The sequence below is a fragment of the Kitasatospora sp. NPDC057542 genome, from assembly GCF_042801945.1.
Lineage (GTDB): Bacteria > Actinomycetota > Actinomycetes > Streptomycetales > Streptomycetaceae > Kitasatospora.
Genome location: NZ_JBHVFE010000126.1, coordinates 1 through 20,081 on the forward strand (window position 1 = coordinate 1; position 20,081 = coordinate 20,081).

General features: G+C 72.0%; 17 protein-coding genes and 1 pseudogene. 16 read left to right on the plus strand and 2 right to left on the minus strand.

Going from position 1 to position 20,081, the window contains the following annotated elements; genetic code table 11:
- Window positions 1-485: 485 nt before the first annotated feature.
- From ACFU7Y_RS18005 to ACFU7Y_RS18020, 4 genes are all read left to right on the plus strand, one after another.
- The gene (locus ACFU7Y_RS18005) at window positions 486-650 is read left to right on the plus strand and encodes a hypothetical protein (RefSeq protein ID WP_224276854.1); all 165 of its coding nucleotides are present in this window, start codon (window positions 486-488) and stop codon (window positions 648-650) included.
- Window positions 651-729: 79 nt separating this feature from the next.
- Window positions 730-1,023, plus strand: coding sequence for a Dabb family protein (locus ACFU7Y_RS18010; protein ID WP_224276852.1), 294 nt, complete (start codon window positions 730-732; stop codon window positions 1,021-1,023).
- 307 nt (window positions 1,024-1,330) lie between these two features.
- Window positions 1,331-2,170 (plus strand): RNA polymerase sigma factor SigF, encoded by an 840-nt coding sequence (locus ACFU7Y_RS18015; protein ID WP_374119922.1) that lies wholly within the window; start codon window positions 1,331-1,333, stop codon window positions 2,168-2,170.
- A 144-nt stretch (window positions 2,171-2,314) separates the two neighbouring features.
- Window positions 2,315-3,220 (plus strand): RNA polymerase sigma factor SigF, encoded by a 906-nt coding sequence (locus tag ACFU7Y_RS18020; RefSeq protein WP_224276850.1) that lies wholly within the window; start codon window positions 2,315-2,317, stop codon window positions 3,218-3,220.
- On the opposite strand, the gene ACFU7Y_RS18025 is transcribed toward ACFU7Y_RS18020, so the two are convergent.
- Window positions 3,207-4,196, minus strand: a complete 990-nt coding sequence (locus ACFU7Y_RS18025; RefSeq protein WP_380768734.1) for a tyrosine-protein phosphatase — start codon at window positions 4,194-4,196, stop codon at window positions 3,207-3,209. The genes ACFU7Y_RS18020 and ACFU7Y_RS18025 overlap by 14 nt on opposite strands.
- Window positions 4,197-4,548: 352 nt before the next feature.
- Here ACFU7Y_RS18025 and ACFU7Y_RS18030 point away from each other — a divergent pair, with 352 nt between their 5' ends.
- From ACFU7Y_RS18030 to ACFU7Y_RS18065, 8 genes and pseudogenes are all read left to right on the plus strand, one after another.
- Window positions 4,549-6,912, plus strand: a complete 2,364-nt coding sequence (locus ACFU7Y_RS18030) for a hypothetical protein (RefSeq protein WP_380768724.1) — start codon at window positions 4,549-4,551, stop codon at window positions 6,910-6,912.
- A 111-nt stretch (window positions 6,913-7,023) separates the two neighbouring features.
- Complete coding sequence (gene pelF, locus ACFU7Y_RS18035; RefSeq protein WP_224276844.1) at window positions 7,024-8,538, plus strand: GT4 family glycosyltransferase PelF; 1,515 nt, start codon at window positions 7,024-7,026, stop codon at window positions 8,536-8,538.
- A 100-nt stretch (window positions 8,539-8,638) separates the two neighbouring features.
- Window positions 8,639-10,159 (plus strand): hypothetical protein, encoded by a 1,521-nt coding sequence (locus tag ACFU7Y_RS18040; protein ID WP_224276842.1) that lies wholly within the window; start codon window positions 8,639-8,641, stop codon window positions 10,157-10,159.
- A 134-nt stretch (window positions 10,160-10,293) separates the two neighbouring features.
- Window positions 10,294-11,286: an SDR family NAD(P)-dependent oxidoreductase gene (locus ACFU7Y_RS18045; RefSeq protein ID WP_224276840.1), complete on the plus strand. Its 993-nt coding sequence runs from the start codon at window positions 10,294-10,296 to the stop codon at window positions 11,284-11,286.
- A gap of 75 nt (window positions 11,287-11,361) precedes the next feature.
- Window positions 11,362-12,063, plus strand: a pseudogene (locus ACFU7Y_RS18050) (NDP-sugar synthase); the annotation flags it as partial.
- Window positions 12,064-12,188: 125 nt separating this feature from the next.
- Window positions 12,189-13,106, plus strand: a complete 918-nt coding sequence (locus tag ACFU7Y_RS18055) for an NAD-dependent epimerase/dehydratase family protein (protein ID WP_380768726.1) — start codon at window positions 12,189-12,191, stop codon at window positions 13,104-13,106.
- Window positions 13,103-13,798 carry a spherulation-specific family 4 protein gene (locus ACFU7Y_RS18060; RefSeq protein WP_380768727.1) on the plus strand — a complete coding sequence of 232 codons (696 nt, stop codon included), beginning with the start codon at window positions 13,103-13,105 and terminating at the stop codon, window positions 13,796-13,798. Before ACFU7Y_RS18055 ends, ACFU7Y_RS18060 begins: the two co-directional genes overlap by 4 nt.
- Window positions 13,799-13,820: 22 nt before the next feature.
- Window positions 13,821-14,831 carry an endo alpha-1,4 polygalactosaminidase gene (locus tag ACFU7Y_RS18065; RefSeq protein ID WP_380768729.1) on the plus strand — a complete coding sequence of 337 codons (1,011 nt, stop codon included), beginning with the start codon at window positions 13,821-13,823 and terminating at the stop codon, window positions 14,829-14,831.
- A gap of 54 nt (window positions 14,832-14,885) precedes the next feature.
- Here ACFU7Y_RS18065 and ACFU7Y_RS18070 read toward each other — a convergent pair whose 3' ends face one another.
- A complete protein-coding gene (locus ACFU7Y_RS18070; protein WP_224283223.1) occupies window positions 14,886-15,086 on the minus strand; it encodes a hypothetical protein in 201 nt (66 codons plus the stop codon).
- A 154-nt stretch (window positions 15,087-15,240) separates the two neighbouring features.
- On the opposite strand from ACFU7Y_RS18070, the gene ACFU7Y_RS18075 reads away from it, so the two are divergent.
- From ACFU7Y_RS18075 to ACFU7Y_RS18090, 4 genes are all read left to right on the plus strand, one after another.
- Window positions 15,241-16,194 (plus strand): aldo/keto reductase, encoded by a 954-nt coding sequence (locus ACFU7Y_RS18075; protein WP_224283222.1) that lies wholly within the window; start codon window positions 15,241-15,243, stop codon window positions 16,192-16,194.
- Between the two features lie 191 nt (window positions 16,195-16,385).
- Complete coding sequence (locus ACFU7Y_RS18080) at window positions 16,386-16,790, plus strand: type VII secretion target (protein WP_224283221.1); 405 nt, start codon at window positions 16,386-16,388, stop codon at window positions 16,788-16,790.
- A 13-nt stretch (window positions 16,791-16,803) separates the two neighbouring features.
- Window positions 16,804-19,017 carry a WXG100 family type VII secretion target gene (locus ACFU7Y_RS18085; protein WP_380768731.1) on the plus strand — a complete coding sequence of 738 codons (2,214 nt, stop codon included), beginning with the start codon at window positions 16,804-16,806 and terminating at the stop codon, window positions 19,015-19,017.
- Window positions 19,014-20,066 (plus strand): hypothetical protein, encoded by a 1,053-nt coding sequence (locus ACFU7Y_RS18090; RefSeq protein WP_380768732.1) that lies wholly within the window; start codon window positions 19,014-19,016, stop codon window positions 20,064-20,066. The genes ACFU7Y_RS18085 and ACFU7Y_RS18090 overlap by 4 nt, the downstream gene beginning before the upstream one ends.
- Window positions 20,067-20,081: the final 15 nt, after the last annotated feature.

Below are 20,081 nucleotides of genomic sequence, written 5' to 3' on the forward strand. Positions count from 1 at the left end.
GCTCGAAAGCCCGAGGGCCCGTCCGATCCGGACGGGCCCTCGGCATTTGCCCCGCCGGCGTTCGTCCCGCCGCCGCGCACGAGGCCGGCGCGGGCACGGAAAACGGCCCCGCACCCCGGGCCGGTGACCACCGGTGCCCGGTCCGTACGGAGCCTGGAGGGGGGAGCGGCTCGGGGGGACTGACCGCTCCCCCGGCGGAGTCCCACAACCGGCGCCGCATCGGGGGGAAGCCACGGCGACCGGTCCCACAGCGGGGAGCTCCGGATCCACGTACCGGGGATTCCTGCCAGACCCTCGGTACGTCATCCATCCTGCCGCCCGGCGCGCGACCGGGCACCCGGAGAAAGGCCCCCCTCGCGAGGACCTTCGTCCCGCCGGCCGAACGCGTCGCACACTTGATAGCCCGTCCGGGTGGATAAGCTGCCCCCTGCAGGCCGCTCGGGGACCGGATGACGGCGGCCCACAGCTGGGAGGAAGGTCACCCGATGGCGCAGGCGAAGAAGATCGGCATGGTCCTCCTGCTCGTCTTCGTGCTCTACTCGATCATCACCTCGCCCTCCCGGTCCGCCCAGCTGGTCCAGCTCGGGTTCGAGGGGATCTCGAACGCGGCCAAGGCGGTCGGCACCTTCATGACCGGTCTGATCAAGTGACGGGCGGTCCACGGCCGGGCCCCGTGCACCGGCTACGGTGAGCGGGACCCTCTGTCCCCGTCCGCGAGGAGCGGCAATCGTGATCCGGCACCTGGTCCTGTTCAAGCTCAACGAAGGCGTCAGCAAGGACGAAGAGCGCGTGCTCGCCGGCGCCAAGGCCTTCGAGGCGCTCGGCTCGGTGATCCCCGAGCTGCGCGAGTGGGAGTGCGGCTGGAACACCACCGAGCGCGACATCGCCTACGACTACGCGATCAACAGCCTGGTCGAGGACCGGGACGCCCTCCAGGCCTACCTGACCCACCCGGACCACCAGGCCGCGGCCGGCCTCTGGCGCGAGTTCGCCACCTGGGTGATCGCCGACATCGAGGTCTGAGCACCCGTCCGACCCGGGCCCGTCCGAAGCCCGTCCCGGGTTCTTCCCCCGGACGGACCGCGGCGCCCCGTCCGACCTCCGGGCGGGGCGCCTTGCTCCGTTCCGGAACGATCCTTGCCACGCTTCGCAGGCCGGCCCGGGGAAGGTCGAACAGCCCACCAACACACCTCCGCCGGGTGCTTGCCCGACCTGTGCCCACCTTGTGATGCTATGACCGGTTTTGCCGGACATGGCGAGGTGGTGAACCAGCCGCGACACCCGCTCCGCAGGGCCCGCCGTTGACGACTTTGGGAGGGGTGAGGTGTCCGTGGACGAGGTGCTCGCTGCGATCACCAGCCCGGCCGGCGAGCTCCGCCCGGAACGGCTGCGCGGCCCCGGCGGCCGCCCCGTCGTGGACGTCCGGACGCTGACCCGGGTGCTGTTCGAGCGGCTCGCCGAGCTGCCCCCGGACGCCCCCGAGCGGGAACGGGTCCGGGCCGCCCTGATCGAGGTGAACATCCCGTTGGTCCGCTACGCGGCCACCCGCTTCCGCAGCCGCAGCGAGCCGATGGAGGACGTCGTCCAGGTCGGCACCATCGGCCTGATCAACGCGATCGACCGCTTCGACCCCGGCCGCGGCGTCCAGTTCCCCACCTACGCGCTGCCGACGATCCTGGGCGAGATCAAGCGCTACTTCCGCGACAACGTCCGCACCATGCACGTCCCGCGCCGGCTCCAGGAGCTGTGGGTCCAGGTCAGCGGCGCCATGGAGGAGCTGACGGTGCTGCACGGACGGGCGCCCAAGGTGCCCGAGATCGCCGCCAGCCTGCGGATCCCCGAGGAGGACGTGCGGGCCTGCCTGGATGCCGGACGGGCCTACAACGCGGCCTCCCTGGAGGCCGCGCAGGAGCACGAGGGCGGGCTCGCCCTGCTCGACCGGCTCGGCTACGAGGACTCCGCGCTGGCCGAGGTCGAACACCGGGACATGGTCCGCCACCTGCTGGTCCAGCTCCCCGAGCGGGAGCGACGGATCGTGATGCTGCGGTTCTTCGCCAATCTGACCCAGTCCCAGATCAGCACCGAGCTGGGGATGTCCCAGATGCACGTGTCCCGGCTGCTCTCACGGATCCTGACCAGGCTTCGGACCGGCAACTCCTGGGAAGAGTGAGATTGCAGCGAGTTACCCCGGTGTGACATCTTGCGACGTTCGGGTTTGCCGTGGACCGTGTTCCGGTATGGAGGGGGAAGGCCCTCGTCGGGAACCTCCGCGCGACGGCCCCCGTTCAACCGACAGTCACAAGGGGGTGGGTGCATGTCCGGAGAGCTGGGCACTGCGGAGATCCACGCTGGACAGGCCAACGGCACGGCCGTCGTGGAGGACCTGGTCCCGCGGCAGCGGGTCGAACCGGTCCGGCCGCCCGGCCCCGACGCGGGATCCGAGACGCCGACCGGCTCCGGGCTGGACACCCGGACGCTCTCCCGCTCGCTGTTCCTGCGGCTGGCCTCGCTGGACCCCGGCAGCGCCGAACACACCTACGTCCGCGACACCCTGATCGAGCTCAACCTGCCGCTGGTCCGGTACGCCTCGGCGCGCTTCCGCAGCCGCAACGAGCCGATGGAGGACATCGTCCAGGTCGGCACCATCGGCCTGATCAAGGCGATCGACCGGTTCGACCCGGAGCGCGGGGTGGAGTTCCCGACCTTCGCGATGCCCACCGTGGTCGGCGAGATCAAGCGCTTCTTCCGGGACACCAGCTGGTCGGTGCGGGTGCCGCGGCGGCTCCAGGAGCTGCGGCTGGCGCTCACCAAGGCCGGCGACGAGCTCTCCCAGCGACTGGACCGCTCCCCCACCGTCGCCGAGCTGGCGGCCTGCCTGGGAGTCAGCGAGGAGGACGTGGTCGAGGGCCTCGCGGTCGGCAACGCGTACACCGCCAGCTCGCTCGACTCCGGCGCCGGCGAGGAGGACAGCGACGGACCGCTGGCCGACCGGCTCGGCTACGAGGACCTCGCGCTGGAGGGCGTGGAGTACCGGGAGTCGCTCAAGCCGCTGCTGGCCAAGCTGCCGCCGCGCGAGCGCCGGATCATCATGCTGCGGTTCTTCGGCAACCTCACCCAGTCGCAGATCGGCGAGGAGATCGGGATCTCCCAGATGCACGTCTCCCGGCTGCTCACCCGGACGCTGACCCAGCTGCGCGAAGGACTGATCAACGAGGGCTGAGCCGGCCGCCCGGGGCCGGGCCGCTCCGCTCGGCGCCCGGGCCGTCCAGCAGGTTGGCCCGCAGCCCGGCCAGCACCTCGTCGTCCAGCCCGAGCCCGTCCCGCCAGTACGCGTCGAAGCCGCCCCAGCCGGCCTCGACCTCCGCGAAGGCCGCGCCCAGGTAGCCGTCGTCGGCCCGGAGGACCGGCAGGAGCAGGTCGGGCTCGCGCATCAGGCCGCGGGTGCCGAAGTCGTCCAGCACCCGCCGCACCACCGGGGCGGAACGCTCGTTGGTGAGCAGGTAGTCGGCCAGGACGGTCCCGCGGTCCACCCCGAGGGCGGTCAGCAGGAGTGCGGCGGCCCAACCGGTGCGGTCCTTGCCCGCCGAGCAGTGGAACAGCAGCGGCGGCCCCTCCGGGGCGGCCAGCAGGCGCAGCAGGGCCGCGAAGCGCTCGCGCGCCACCGGATCCGTGACGAACCAGCGGTAGAGGCCGGTCATCAGGGCGGCCGCCCGGCCGTCGCCGAGCAGCGCCCGCTGGCGCTGCGGGCTGTGATCGGCCAGTGCCTCGCGGATCAGCAGGAAGATGTCGAAGTCAGCGGCCAGCAGTGGAAGATGATGGAGCGTCACGCCACCGGGCAGGCGGTCCAGACCGGCTTGGCGGACCTCGTCCATGCTCCGCAGGTCCACCACGCTGCGCAGGCCGAGCGCGCCGAGCGGGCCGAGGTCCTCGACGGTGACATGGTTCAGGCCATCGCTGCGCAGTACCACCCCGCACCGGAGAATCCGCCCGTCGGCCGCCCGGTACCCGCCCAGATCCCGGGCATTCAGCGCACCCCGCAAACCGAGACTGCGTCCGACCAGCGGCGTTCCGTCCGGCTCCGGTGACGCATTCCGCACGCCCCGGAATCCCCCGGCCCCGGTATGCTGATCGACCACGCGAGCGCCTCCATTGCATATTCGGACTGTCACATGGCACAGCAGTGCCCGATATTGCATGAACCTGCCCAACGGGGCGGAGGGATGTGCAAGAGTGTCATGCGTAACAACGACAGTGTAGGTCTCCCACCCGCCCCACCGAGCCACACCGTCGGTAACCACGTGTAGCGCTCAGCTTCCGGTTTTTCATTTTCAATTCACTATTTGCGCCGCCGGTGCGGTTCCGGTCACAATCAGCGCCTTCATGGCATCGCCATGAACGTTGGTAACAGGTTCGCTGCACTCTCGCCCAATTGGTCCCTCGCACCGCCGTCCCTCGACCAGGATGGGCCCGGGCAGCCTGCTGCCCGCGAACAGCTACACGGGCAGACGAGCGCCGAGCAGCGCCGCCCGCCCCAAGGGGAGGATCACCATGGGTCGAGCGACCCGAAGAGTCGCCGCGTGCGCGGCGGCAGTCCTGCTGGCCAGCGGCTTGCAGACCACCCTGGCCCACGGCGACACCGCGCCGCCCAGGATCGACCTCACCATCCTGGTCGTCGACGACGGCGGCCCGTCCGTCGCGGCCATCACCGCCGAGCTGAAGAGCCAGGGCACGCCCTACAAGGTCATCAGCCTCAATGACCCCAACCGTCCCGTCATCAACTCCGCTTTCCTGAGTGACACGGTGAACGGCCAGCCCCGGGGGAAGTTCCAGGGCATCGTGCTGCCCAACGAAAACCCCTTCCCCAACAGTGCCGCCGAGATGACCGCGATCACGGGCTACGAAGCCGCATTCAACGTCCGCCAGATCGACGCGTACACGTGGGCCAGTCCGGCGGTCGGCCTGAACTACGCTCAGAATCCCGGATTCGTTGGCACGTTGGACGGATTCCAGGGCGCCACCACGACGGCCGGAACTTCGGGCCCGTTCGGGTACCTCAAGGGCAGCGTCCCGTTCGAGGACAACGACCCGAACGTCAGCGAGAGCTACGGCTACCTCGCCACTCCGCTCGCCGGCCTGCCGGCCGGCGCCTCGTTCGTCCCGCTGGTCGACGCGCCGATACCCAACACGACCGCGCGCGGTTCACTGGTCGGCGAGTACACCCACGACGGCCGCAAGGAACTGGTCGTCACGTTCGTCTACAACCAGTACCAGCAGCAGTACCGCCTGCTGGCCCGCGGCATGGTCGACTGGATCACCCAGGGCGTCCACCTCGGCTACGACCGCAACTACTTCGCCACCCACGTGGACGACGTCTTCCTGGCCGACGACCGCTGGGACACCGTGCTCAAGTGCACCCCCGGTGACGTCACCTGTCCGCCCGGCACCCCGGACACCGCCACCCCGATCCGGATGACCCAGGCCGACGCCCAGCACCTCAAGCAGTGGCAGGCGGCCAACAACTTCACCCTGGACATGGTGTTCAACGGTGGCGGCAGCGAGGACTGGAAGGCCGACCACGAGACCACCGTGGACGCCACGGCGAACCAGATGATCGCCGACCAGAGCAGCTACCGGTGGGTCAACCACACCTACACCCACCCGTACCTGGGCTGCGTCCAGGACGTCTCGGTGGTGCCGTGGCGCTGCTCCAAGGACGCCACGGGCAAGACGGTCTGGGTCGACCAGAACACCATCTCCGGCCAGATCAAGAACAACGCCGACTGGGCCACCGCGAACGGCCTCCAGTTCGACCCCCAGACCCTGGTCACCGGCGAGCACTCCGGGCTGCTGACCGCCCCGCAGGAGACCAGCGACAACCCGAACCTGGCGCCGGCGCTGGCCGCCCACGGCATCAGGTTCACCGCCAGCGACGCCTCCCGCGAGCCCGGCCAGCGGGCCGTCGGCTCGTCCACGCTGACCGTGCCGCGGTACCCGATGAACGTCTTCTACAACGCCGGCACGGCGAAGGAGGAGACCGACGAGTACAACTGGATCTACACCAGCACGGCCAACGGCGGCAGCGGCGTCTGCGAGAACAACGCCAACTCGACCTGCCTGCCGCAGCCGCTGGACGTCAACACCGGCTACCAGTCGTACATCGTGCCGCTGGAGGCGCGGATCGACCTCGGCCACGTGCTGAACAACGACCCCCGGCCGCACTTCGTGCACCAGTCGAACCTGTCCGAGGACCGCATCCTGTACCCGGTGCTGGAGAAGATCCTCGGCACCTACCGCTCGCTGCACGCGGACAACGCCCCGATCGTGAACCTGAGCCAGCGCGAGATCGGCCTGGAGTTCCAGCGCCGCGCGGCCTGGAACACGGCGCTCGCCTCCGGCCGGGTCACCGCCTACCGGGTCGGCAACACCATCACGGTGAACGCTCCGTCCGGCGTTCAGGTCCAGGCCACCATGCCGACCGGAACTGCTCAGAAGCTGGCCATCGGAACGACCGGGTTCGGTTCGCCCTACGCCGGTAGCCTCTCGGGTTGGGTGTCCCCGGGCGCACTGCAGAGCAGCATCACCCTGCAGCTGCCGTCCGCGCCGACCGCCCCGGCCGCCGTCGCGCCGAGCGTCGCGGCCAAGTCCGTCCCGGCCCCGGTGCCGGCGGACAAGAAGGTCGTGCCGCAGGGCGTCGCCACCCCGGTTCCGGTGGGCCCGAGCGACACCACGCGCAAGCCCGCTCCGTCCCTGGTCCCGGGTAGCGGAACCCCGGTGCCCGGCAAGGACGTCACCGCTGGCAACATCGGTCAGGGCGGAAACGGCCACGGCGACAAGGCTGCGACGAAGAACGGCAAGGCCTCTGGGGGGACGGCCGCGCCGGACAGCACCACCGGACGCTCCGGCAACCGGTAACCGGTACCACCCGCTGACGGGGTCGGGCCGGTCGCCCGGCCCGGCCCCACCACGGCTCCCGTTCCGGTCATCCAGGCCGGAACCGACGCAAGAACAGGAGGGGGGACAGGAATGCGCGTCACCCTGCTCACCGAGGGGACGTATCCGCACCAGCACGGCGGCGTGAGCGTCTGGTGCGACCAGCTCGTTCAAGGCATGCCCGACGTCGAGTTCGACGTCATCGCCGTCACCGGAACCGGCCACGAACCACTGGCCTGGGAGCTGCCCGCCAACGTGCGGTCGGTCACCACCGCACCGCTGTGGGGGGCGGCCTCGGAAGGCCGGCCACCCCGCGGCAAGGAGATGCGGCGCTTCCTCAACGCGTACGAGCGCTTCCTGCACTCCATCCTCGATCCGGTCTACACCACCCACTTCGGCACCGAGCTGTACAACTTCGCCGACCTCGCCCGGCACGGGCTGCTCAGCCCGGCGCTGCGCAGCGAGCGCGCGCTGCGCACCCTCCAGCACGTGTGGACCCGCGACTACCTGCCGACCGCCGTCTCCCGGCCCACCATGCACGACGCCCTGAACGCCACCGACCTGCTGGAGCACGCCCTGCGGCCGCTCTCGGTCGAACCGCCCAAGGACGGCGTCGCGCACGCGGCCAGCGGCGGGCTCGCCACCCTGCCGGGGCTGATCGCCGCCCAGCAGTACGGCGTACCGTTTCTGCTCACCGAGCACGGCATCTACCTGCGCGAGCGCTACCTCGGCTACCGCACCGGCCCGTACCGCTGGCCGGTCAAGGCGCTGCTGCTCGGCTTCTACCGGATGCTCGCCGAGGAGAGCTACCGGCAGGCCGCGCTGGTCACCCCCGGCAACCGGTACAACCGGCGCTGGGAGGAGCGCGGCGGCACGCCGTCCTCGCACATCCGCACCGTCTACAACGGGGTGGACCCGGCGGCCTTCCCGCCGGCCGGCCCCGAGCCCGAGACGCCGACCCTCAGCTGGGCCGGCCGGGTCGATCCGATCAAGGACCTGGAGACGCTGATCCGGGCCTTCGCCATCGTCCAGCGCGAGATCCCCGAGGCGCGGCTGCGGCTCTTCGGCGGCACTCCCAAGGGCGGCGAGGCGTACCGGGACCGCTGCATAGCCCTGGCCGCCGAGCTCGGCATAGCCGAGTCGGTGGCCTTCGAAGGCCGCGTCGCCGACATCACCGACGCGTACGCGGCGGGCAACGTGGTCATGCTCTCCAGCATCAGCGAGGGCTTCCCGTTCACCCTGATCGAGGCGATGTCCTGCGGCCGCGCGACCGTCTCCACCGACGTCGGCGGGGTGCGCGAGGCCGTCGGCGACACCGGACTGGTCGTCCCGCCGCGCGAGCCCGAGCCGATGGCGGCCGCCGCGATCGAGCTGCTGCGCGACGCCGAACGGCGCGCCCGGCTCGGCGAGGGCGCCCGGCTGCGGGTGATCGAGCAGTTCACCCTCCGCCAGAACATCGACGGCTTCCGCGGCATCTACACCGAACTCCTGGGCACCGCCCGCTGGATGCCCGGCGGCATGGTCGCCGTCACCGACCAGGTGCCCAGCCCCGACTGGGACCAGCAGCTGGCCACCGCCCGACCCGAGCCGAGCGAGGTGGGCGCGTGAGCGAGCGCAGCATGGGGGTCCCCCCGGCCGAAGGCTGGGGGAGAGCGATCAAGAGGTGCGCGTCCCGCGAAGCGGCCGCCGAGCGCAGCGAGGTGGGCGCGTGAGCGGCCCCCTGCGCCTGGTGCCCGGCGAGGCCGGCCCCGAGCACACCGTGCAGCTGCGCACGCTGCCGCTGAAGCGCCGTCGCCCCGCCCTGCCGGAGCCGGAGCCCGAGGAGTCGCTCTACCTCTCCGCGGACCCGCTGGACGAACTCGCCGAGCGCCTGCGCGACGTCTGCGCCGACGCCGTCCACCCGTACGAGATCGCGGCCTTCCTGGAGTCCGACGGCCTCTCGGACGAGCAGGCCGCCCTGCTGTACGGCCGCCCCGACGCGTTCACCGTCGCCGAGGAGCTGTTCGAGAAGGTCGAGCGCCGCTACCCCGGCCCGAGCTCCGAGTTCGCCAACCCCTGGCGGGCCGACCCCTGGCGCTGCGTGGTGCGCGGCCTGGTCTTCGCCCTGCCCGGGCTCGGCTACCTGCTGGGCGCCAACCTGTTCGCGACCACCCGGATGCGTTTCGGCCTGCCCTCGGGCATGCTCGCGCTGTCCGTCGCCACGCTGGTCAGCTGGGGCTTCAACCAGGCGCTGGCGCACCGCTCCTACCGCTGGCTGGGCCGGCTGCGCCGCCGCGAGGCCGCGGTCTGCCTGGCCGTCGGCGCCCCGGCCGGCGCACTGGTCGCGACTGCCGCCGCGTACGTGGTCGGCGGGCCGCTCGGCGCGCTGTGCTTCGCCGCCGGGCAGTCCTGCTACCTGGGCGCGGCCACCGTGCTGCTGGTGCTCGGGCGGGAGAAGTTCCTGCTGCTGGCGCTGGCCCCGGCCTCGGTCGGCGCCGGCGTGGTGCTGGCGGTGGACGTCCCGCAGCTGGTCCGTACGGTCGTGCTGCTCGCCTCGCTGGTGCTGGCGGTCGGACTGGCCGTCCGGGAGCTGCTGGTCTGCATCCGCGGCGGCGAACGCGAGTCCGTCGAGCTGAAGCTGCCGGTCCGCCAGGAGGTCCCGCACCTGCTGTTCGGCCTGGCCTGCGGTGCGCTCACGCTGATCGCCGGCCTCGGCGGGACCATCCACCAGGCCGTGCAGACCGGCGGCCACCCCGCGCAGGAGACGTCGACCACCCCGACCGGCCCGGCCATGATCGCGCTGACGCTCAGCCTGGGCCTCGCCGAGTGGCTGCTCTTCCGCTACCGGGCGCTGGCGGTGGCCGCGCTGCGCACCAGCCACACCAGCGGCCAGTTCTCCCGCCGCACGGGCGCGATCCTGCTCGGCTGCCTGTTCATCTACCTCACCACCGTGGCCGCGCTGGACGCAGCCGCGACCGTGCTGTGGCCCGGCGCCCCCGCGCTCGGCGTGCCGCAGCTCGGCGCGATGCTGCTCCTCGGCGGCTCGCTCTGGCTGGCGCTGCTGCTGAACGCCTTCGGGTTCAGCTGGAGCACCGCCCTCGTCTGTCTGGCCGCCGCGGTCGCCGAGAGCGCCGGGCTGCTGGCAGGTGCGGACCCGATCGTCCTGCAGCTGATCGGCTGCGGGACGGCCGCCGTCGTCCTCACCGCACTCGCCGGGCCCGCGCTCGGCCGCACCACCCAGCACCGCTGACACATCGAATATCACGCACGCCTCCTTTCGCGTGCACCGTCGTACCCGCTCCACCTGAGACACCCATCGGGCCACGGCGGCCGGCCGCCGCAGAGCGTCGGACCGCCCCGGCAGATCGAGAAAGCGAAATCCGTATGAGCAGCGTCGCGGTTACCGGAGCCGAGGGCTTCATCGGCTCCCACCTCGTCGAGACCCTGGTCGCCGACGGGCACCACGTCCGCGCGATGGTCCAGTACAACTCGTTCTCGTCCTTCGGCTGGCTGGAGACCCTGTCCCAGGAGGTGCTGGACTCGGTCGAGATCATCCTCGGCGACGTCCGGGACCCGGGCTCGGTCAACGGCCTGGTCAAGGGCACCGAGGCGGTCTACCACCTGGCTGCCCTGATCGCGATCCCGTACTCCTACCGCGCCCCCCACTCGTACGTGGACACCAACGTCACCGGCACCCTGAACGTGCTGGAGGCGGTGCGCCACCTGGAGATCCCCCGACTGGTGCACACCTCCACCAGCGAGACCTACGGCACCGCGCAGACCGTACCGATCACCGAGGACCACCCGATCAACACCCAGTCCCCGTACGCCGCCTCCAAGGCCGGCGGGGACCGGCTGGCCGACAGCTACCACGCCAGCTTCGAGACCCCGGTCGTCACCCTGCGCCCGTTCAACACCTTCGGCCCGCGCCAGTCGATGCGCGCCGTCATCCCGACCGTGATCGCCCAGGTCGCGGCCGGCCAGACCGAGATCACGCTCGGCGACCTGCGCCCGACCCGCGACTTCATGTTCGTCAAGGACACCGCCAACGCCTTCCGCACGGTGGGCACCGCGCCCGCCGAGGCGGTGGTCGGCCGGACCTTCAACGCCGGCACCGGCGGCGAGATCTCGGTCGGCGACCTGGTCACCCTGGTCGGCAAGCTGATGGGCGTGGACCTGGTGGTGAAGGAGGACGAGCAGCGCATCCGTCCGACCAACTCCGAGGTCATGCGCCTGGTGGCGGACGCGACCCGGCTGCGCGAGGCCACCGGCTGGGCGCCCGGCTTCAGCCTGGAGCAGGGCCTGGAGCAGACCATCGAGTTCTTCCGCGACCCGGCCAACCTGGCCCGCTACAAGACCGACATCTACAACGTCTGACCCGCCGTAACCGATCTTGCTCGTCCTGGTAACCAAGGTTCGTGTCCTGCACATCCTTTCCGTGGGGGAAACACCATGCACGCAGTGATCCTGGCCGGCGGTAAGGGCGTCCGTCTCCGCCCGTACACCACCGCGCTTCCCAAGCCGCTCGTTCCGATCGGCGACCAGCACGCGATCCTGGAGATCGTGATGCGCCAGCTCGCCGCCGCGGGCTTCCAGAGCGTCACCCTGGCCATCGGCCACCTCGGCCACATCATCCGCGCCTACGTCGGCAACGGCTCCCAGTGGGGCCTGCGGGTCGGCTACGCCGTCGAGGACAGCCCGCTCGGCACCATGGGCCCGCTGCTCACCATGCAGGAGCGCCTGCCCGAGCACTTCCTGGTGATGAACGGCGACATCCTGACCGACCTGGACTTCGCCGGGGTGCTCAAGCACCACGAGGCGTCCGGCGCACCACTGACCATCGCCACCTACGCACGTCAGGTCAAGATCGACTTCGGCGTGCTGACCGCCGCCGAGGGCACCATCACCGGCTTCCAGGAGAAGCCCAGCATCGACTACCGCGTCTCGATGGGCGTGTACGGCGTCTCCCGCTCGGCGCTCGCCAAGTACACCCCCGGCCTGCCGCTGGGCTTCGACGAGCTGGTGCTGGACCTGCTGGCCGCCGGGACCCCGCCCTCCGCGTACGAGTTCGGCGGCTACTGGCTGGACATCGGCCGGCCCGACGACTACGACCGGGCCAACGCCGAGTTCTCCACCATCCGCCCGGCCCTGATGCCCTTCGAGTCGCCCGACGTCACGCCGGGCGTCGCGGAGCTTCCGATCCCGGCCGCCCGCACCGCCCCTGACGACGCGCCCGCCGAGCCCGCCGCCGCAGGCGTCGAGAGTGACGGACGGGCCGCGTGAGAATCCTGCTCCTCGGCGGCGACGGCTTCCTCGGCCGTCACGCCACCGCCGTCCTGCGGTCACTGCCCGGTACCACCGTGCTGACCGCGGGCCGGCGGCCCGACCACGACCTCCGGCTGGACCTGGCCACCGCCCAGGCCGGCCCGCTCGGCGAGGAACTGTCCGCGCTGGCCCCCGACGCGGTGGTCAACTTCGCCGGCGCGGTGGCCGGCAGCGCGGTCAAGCTCGCCGAGGTGAACGCCCGCGGTCCGGCGGTGCTCTGCGAGGCGCTCTCCCTCGGCGCCCCGAAGGCCCGCCTGGTGCACATCGGTTCGGCCGGCGAGTACGGCGTCTGCGCGGAGGGCGAGTCGCTGTCCGAGGACGCCGACGCCCGCCCCGTCGGCGTGTACGGCGCGACCAAGCTGGCCGGCTCCCTCGCGGTGGCCGGCTCGCCGCTGGACGCCGTGGTGCTGCGGGTGTTCAACCCGGTCGGCCCCGGCGCCCCGGCGGGCTCGCTGCCCGGGCGGCTGGCCGCCGAGCTGCGCCGGGTGGCGCCCGAGGGCGCCGACGGCGTGATCACGGTCGGCGACCTCTCCGCCTACCGCGACTTCGTCGACGCCCGGGACGTGGCGAAGGCGGTCGGCCTGGCCGTCACCGCCGACCGTCCGCTCCCCCGGGTGCTCAACCTGGCCTCCGGGCACGCCCGGAAGGTCCGGGCGATCGCCGACGGGCTGGTCGCCGCGGCCGGCTTCACCGGCCGGATCGACGAGAGCGGGGCGGGCTCCGAGCGCTCGGCCGCGGTCTCCTGGCAGCAGGCCGACGTGGCGGCCGCCGCCCGGGAGCTCGGCTGGCGGCCGGAGACGGACCTCGCCGACACCCTGCGCGACCTGTGGCTCGGCACCGCCGGGCCCACGCCCGACCCGGTGGTCGCATGATCACCGGGCCCACCCCCGACGGCCGCCTGCTGGTGCCGCTGTACGTCCACCCCGCGGTGGACCCGGCGGCCTGGCAGGCGGTCGCCGCCGCCGACCCCGCCCGGATCGCCGCCGTCGTGCTCAACCTCGCGGACGGACCGGGCGAGGTCCCGGACCACGTCTTCGCCGAGGCGGCCGACGAACTGCGCGCCGCGGGCCTGCCGCTGGTCGGCTACACCGACACCGACTACGGCCGCCGGCCACACGCGGCCGTGGTGGCGGACATCCTGACGTACCGCCAGAGGCACGGCATCACCGGCGTCTACCTCGACCAGGTGACCACCCACCCGGGCGCTCTGCCGCACTACCGGCGGCTGGCCACGGCCGCCCGCGCGGCCGGCTGCGGCACGGTGGTGTTCGGCCACGGCGAGCACCCGGACCCGGGCTACGCCGAGGTCGGCCTGGCCGACCTGCTGGTCACCTTCGAGGGCGACTGGGACGCCTACCGCGCCATGACGCTGCCGCTGTGGACCGGCCGGCACGCGGCGTCACGCTTCTGCCACCTGGTCTACGACGTCCCCGTCGAGCACGCCCAGGACGCCGCCGCCCTGATCGCCGCCCGGCGAGCCGGCGTCGGCTGCGCCGTACCGGGAGCCGGGGAGAACCCCTGGCGCACCCTGCCGTACGGTCTGAACGCCGCTGAACTGACCTGACCCGATCCGGAGTCCGACTACCGTGAACCGTCGCAACCGGCTGCTTCCGGCCGCCCTGGCCCTCGCCACCGCCACCGCCCTGCTGGTCAGCTCGTGCAGCAGCTCGGGATCGGAGGACGACCAGGACTCGGCCGACGGCACCCCGAGCAACTCCCCTGCGGCCACCGCGCCGAGCACCCCCGGCACCCCCGACGCGACCGCCACCGCCCCGGGCACTCCCGACGCGCCCGGCACCACCGGACCGGCCCCGGGTACGCCCGGCGGCAACACGCCGCCGTCCACCCCGCCGGGGCCCGGCACCCCGCCGGGCAACCCCGCCCCGCCGGCCGCCGGCGCCCGCTGGCAGCCCACGCCCGGCCTGGCCTGGCAGTGGCAGCTCGGCGGCGGCGTGGACCAGTCGGTGGACGTCCCGGTCTACGACATCGACGGCTTCGAGAACGACGCCTCGGTGGTGGCCGCTCTGCACGCCAAGGGCCGCAAGGTGATCTGCTACATCAACGCCGGCTCCTGGGAGGACTTCCGCCCCGACTCCACCGCCTTCGCCAAGGCCCTCCAGGGCTCGGACACCGGCTGGAAGGGCGAGAAGTGGTTCGACATCCGCAAGCTCGACCAGCTCAGGCCGCTGATGGCCGCCCGCTTCGACATGTGCAAGAGCAAGGGCTTCGACGCCATCGAGCCGGACACCATCGAGGCCTACAACCAGAACAGCGGCTTCCCGCTGACCCCGGACGACCAGCTCAGGTACAACCGGATGCTGGCGCAGCTCGCCCACGAACGCGGCCTGGCCATCGGCCTGAAGAACGACCTGGACCAGATCCCGGCGCTCCTCGCGGACTTCGACTTCGCGGTCAACGAGGAGTGCGCGCAGTTCGACGAGTGCGACCGGGTCGCCCCCTTCGTCAAGGCGGGCAAGGCGGTCTTCCACGTCGAGTACAAGCTCGACACGGGCCAGTTCTGCGGCAGGACCAAGTCGCTGGGCTTCAGCTCGATGCAGAAGAAGCTCGAACTGAACGCCTGGCGCAAGCCCTGCTGAGGCGTTCCCCTCCCGTCGCGCGGGTGACCCGGACGAGGGTCACCCGCGCGAGGGTCACTTGACCGCCAGCCAGATGACGCCGCCCAGGACGGCCAGTGCGACGACGGCGACCAGCGCGATCACGCCGGTGCGGCTGCCGCTCTTGCTGCTGCCGTAGGTGGAAACGTTGCCGGGGGCCTGGGGCGCCGGGCTCTCGTCGACGAACGCCCGGAACATCTGGGTGCTGCCGGCGGGGTCGTAGTCGTTGTCAGCCATGGCACGGACTCTAACGAATCGGCCCACCTCAGGCACACCCCGGACCCCCGTCGCGCGGGCCACACCACCCCCATGTGCGACAGGGGCACGACGGGCTCGTGAAGACCGGGCGTTTCGCGGAATTCCCCACCGCACCATCCGGTTCACTGGGATCATGACCGGAAACCACAGCCGGGTGAGCCTCGGCACCTCCGACCTGTCCGTCTTCCCGCTCGCCCTCGGCGGCAACGTCTTCGGCTGGACGGCCGACGAGCAGCAGTCCTTCGCCGTCCTGGACGCCTACGCGGCGGCCGGCGGCAACTTCATCGACACCGCCGACGTCTACTCCTCCTGGGCCCCGGGCAACACCGGCGGCGAGTCCGAGACCGTCATCGGCAACTGGCTGCGCAGCCGCGGCAACCGCGAGGACGTCGTGATCGCCACCAAGGTCGGCATGCACGCCGAGCGCAGCGGTCTGGGCGCCGCCACCATCAAGGCCGCGGCCGAGGACTCGCTGCGGCGCCTGGGCATCGAGCGGATCGACCTCTACTACACCCACCGGGACGACGACACCCCGGTCGAGGAGTTCGTCACCGCCCTGGACGAACTGGTCCGCGAGGGCAAGGTCCGGGCGGTCGCCGCCTCCAACATCTCCGCCGAGCGGCTCGCCGAGGCGCTGGCCTTCGCCGAGCGCGAGGGCCTGGCGAAGTACGTCGCCGTCCAGCCGCACTACAACCTGGTCTCGCGCAGCACCTTCGAGGGCCCGCTGGCCGACGTGGTCGCCGAGCACGGCCTCGCCACCGTCCCGTACTACGCGCTGGCCTCCGGCTTCCTGACCGGCAAGTACCGTCCGGGCGGCGCGGGGGTGGACAGCGCCCGCGCCGAGGGCGCCGCCCGCTACCTGGCCGAGCCGCGCGGCCCCAAGGTGCTGGAGGCGCTGGACGCCGTCGCCGCCGAGCAGGAGGTGGAGCCCGCCTCCGTCGCCCTGGCCTGGCTCGCCGCCCGTCCGACGGTCGCCGCCCCGATCGCCAGTGCCCGCACCGTCGAGCAGCTCCCGCCACTGCTGACCGGCGCCACCCTGAAGCTCACGCCGACGCAGACCGCCCTGCTGGACGCCGCCTCCGCCTGAGCCCGCCCGGCACCACACCGGCCCCCGCAGGCCGCGAACCCGCCCAGCCCTGGGCACAGTTCGCGGCCTGCGGCCTTCCGGGCGAAACCCGTTGGTCCGGGAACCATCGGCGGCGCTGACAAGTCATGGTCGATGAACCATCAAGCACGCACCAAGACTTCACTCATACAACGCCAACACGGGGGGACGTTTTGGCCGACAATCCTGCCTGGGACGGTCTGTTCGACGACGAGGACCGGAAGCGGTACGCGAGCATGCGGCTCAACTCCGCCGGCGGCAGCGGGGGCGGTGGGGGCGGCGGCAAGGTGACCGTCACCCCGGCCGATCTGAAGGCGCGGGCCGGCACCGTCGACGAGATCAAGGGCAACTTCCACACCGTCGACGACAACGCCCAGGAGAAGACCACCAACGCCTATGCGTCGCTGACCAGTTGGCAGACCGGCCCGGAGCTGCGCAACCGCTCCGTCCGCTGGGACAACCAGGTGTCCACCCTCGGCAACCTCCTCTACGACCTCGCCCAGCGGCTGCGGAAGACCGCCGACCAGTACACGGCGGCCGAGAACGCCAACAAGCAGAACCTGTCCGGCGGGAACTGAGGGGGTCACCACCGTGCTGAGCTACGCGATCGTCCGCAACGCCACGTTCGAGCCGCTGCACGCGGCCGCCGAGGAGTGGAAGACCCTCCAGGCCCGCTACACCGGCCTGAAGGACCGGCTGACCAACGAGGTCGCCAACAAGCTGGCCGCCGGCTGGGAGGGCGAGGCCGCCACCCAGGCCCGAGCGCAGATCCAGAAGGCCGCCGAGCAGATCGACGCCGCCGGCAAGGAGTCCGCCGACATCAGCGGACTGCTCGCCGACGCCGCCCAGCAGTTCGCCGCCGCCCAGACCCGGCTGAAGAAGATCGCCGACGAGGACGGCCCGGCCAACCACCTCCAGGTGGACGGCACCGGAAAGGTCACCGACGTCCATCCGCTGCTGAAGGACAAGTCCGCCCAGGCCGACCCGGACTACGAGCGGGTCTTCCTGCCGCAGCGCAAGCGCGCGGTGGAGGACCTGGTCCACAGCCTCGAAGCAGCGCTCCAGCAGGCCGCCGACGCGGACCAGGCCGCCGCCTGGGCACTGCGCTCGGACCCGAACGGCGCGAACGACTACTCGTTCAACGCCAACGGCTACCACAACCTCAAGGACGCCGCCGAGGCCCGCAAGGACCTGTCCGACGCGCTCGCCCTGGCCGGCAAGGGCGGCGGAAACCTCTCGGTCGAGGAGGTGACCAAGCTCAACGCCCTGCTGGAGAAGCGCAAGAACGACCCGGCGTTCGCCGAGCAGTTCGCCACCACGCTCGGCCCGCGGGGCACGCTGGAGTTCTGGCGCGACGCCAACGACCCGGCCAAGTTCGGGGCGTACAGCAAGGAACGCAACGAGGCCGTGAAGAAGCTCCAGGCCTCGCTGGGCGCGACCCTGGGCACCGCCACCCAGAGCCACTCCAAGCCCATGCAGGACTGGGAGAACGAGATGCTCAAGCTCGGTCCCCAGGTCATCAACCACCCGGGCGGTGGCCCGCAGCCGCGGGGCTACCAGCTGATGAGCAGCCTGATGCGCTCCGGCGAGTACGACACCGACTTCCTCAACTCCTACGGCGACAGCCTGCTCAAGTTCGAGCGCGCCACCAAGACCGACCCGCAGCTCATCTGGGCTCCCGACTCGACCCAGCCGAGCTGGGACCACCTCGGCGACGGGCGCGGCGGCGACGCGATGGTCGGCTTCATGGAGTCGCTCAGCCACAACCCGCAGGCCTCCACCCGCTTCCTGGACCCGGGCGACCCGCGGACCAACGACCACCTCACGTACCTTCTGGACGAACGCCGCTGGCCCGAGGAGATGGGCCGCGACGGCAAGCACGTCCAGGGCCAGCACTCGCTCGGCCTGGCCATCGAGGCCGCCGCCACCGGCGACCGGGCGGGCCAGGAGGACTCCGTCCGGCACCACAGCGAGGCCCAGGCCCGGGTCATGCGCGACACCGTCAACATGCTGGACGGCGGAATCGGCAACGAGAAGCTCCCGGCCGGCATGCAGCGCCCGATCGCCAACGCGCTGGCCGACTACGCCTCCGACACCCACGACATCCTCTCCGGCACCAACCGCGCCGCCAAGGATCACGCGGGCGAGGACGCCAGCGGCGTCTGGGTCGACCCGGTCACCGGGGAGACCAGGATGGCCACCGACAAGGGCTCGCTGATCCGGGTCCTGCGCGGCCTCGCCGACGACCCCGAGTCCCACCACGTCGTCCAGCAGGCCGAGATGGTGCACGTCGCCCAGCAGCTCGCCGAACTCCCCCCGAACGTGGGCGAGAAGGAGTGGAAGGGCGTGATGGCCAACTCCTCCGTCGCCCTCGGCGTGTACGACGCCGTCCAGGCCGACGCCATCCTCGACCAGCGCGACGACGACACCAAGGTCGAGGCCTGGCGGGCCAAGGGCATGTACCAGGGCATCGGCGCCCCGCTGAAGCTGGTCCCGATTCCGGGGGTCGCGGACGTGGCGCAGAGCCTGCTCGGCAGCGGGATCATGGGGTGGCAGATGAGCGCCACCGAGGAGATCAACGCGGCCGCCGCCGGCAAGATCGAGGCGAACACGCTCACCGGCGCCAACGGCCGCAGCGGACACGAGGGGATCAGCGCCATGGTCGAGAAGTGGCAGCAGCAGCGGGCCGGCCTCAACCCGGACTCTCCCGCCGTCGACTGGGACGAGCAGCAGATGCGGACGATCTACAACACCGGCCGCAGCGACGCCGCCACCGCGCTCGGCCGCGGGGGCGAGAACAAGTGACGCCCGAGCCCTCGGAACCGCGCGGGGCCCGTCGGCGGTGGCGGCTTCCGGTCGCCGCCGCCGTCGGGCTGGTCCTCGCCGCCGGCGCCGTGTTCTACCTGGGCGGCGGGTACGACCGCTGGCAGGACGGCCGCTCGCTGGCCGGGCTCTGCCACGGCAGCGTGGACACCGCCGAGGTCAAGGCCCTGCTCGGGGTCGACCGGGTGCGCGGCAAGGACGCCGAGGCGCCGGAGGGCCTGGCGGCCTGCTCCGTGGTCAACGCCGGGAAGCCCTCCGGCGGCTTCCTCAACGTCCGGGTCGGCCGGGCACCCGACGAGGTCGGCAGGGCGCTGCACGACCTCCAGCGAGACCGTCCGAACCTCGCCACCACCATGGTGATGCCGTTCGGCCACGGCCGCCGGGGGGTTCTGGATCTGGAGGGCCGGCTCCGCACGACCGCCGTCCTCCCCTTGAACTGCCCTTCCCCGAACTCCGCAGGCCTGCTGGTCACCGTCGAGAGCGTCTCCCACAAGGGCAACTCCACCGACCCGGCCCAGCGGGCCCGGTTCGCCCGGATCGCCGCCCGGGCCGCGGACGGCGCCGCCCGGGTCTGGGGCTGCACCGCGCCCTCCGGACCGGAGATCACCGAGGTCCCCGCGGACACCCGGTACGCCAAGATCCCGGACGGCGCGGCGAGCGGCACCTGCGCCGGACTGCCCGGCATCTCCGCCGAGTCGCCCGCGGACCCGAACGCCCCGATCGAGGACTGCTTCCTGTACGCCGGCCAGGACACCCCGCGCTTCCGACTGGGGGCGTACTACCCGCCGTTCGCGGACGTCCTCCCCTCCGTCGCCGACTACCCGGTCACCGGCCTGGCCGGCGGCAAGGACGGCCTGGCCTGGGCCACCGCCACCTGCCCCGGCGGCGCCACCGCCCTCTTCACGGTGGACACCGTGTTCGACGGGAACCGGGTCGGTGCACCCGGCCCCGCCCAGGAGAAGGAGGCCCTGCGCACCTTCGCCGCCCGCTCCGCCCAGAGCCACGGCTGCTCCGCCCCGCAGCTGCCCTGAACGCGGTCCGGGCCC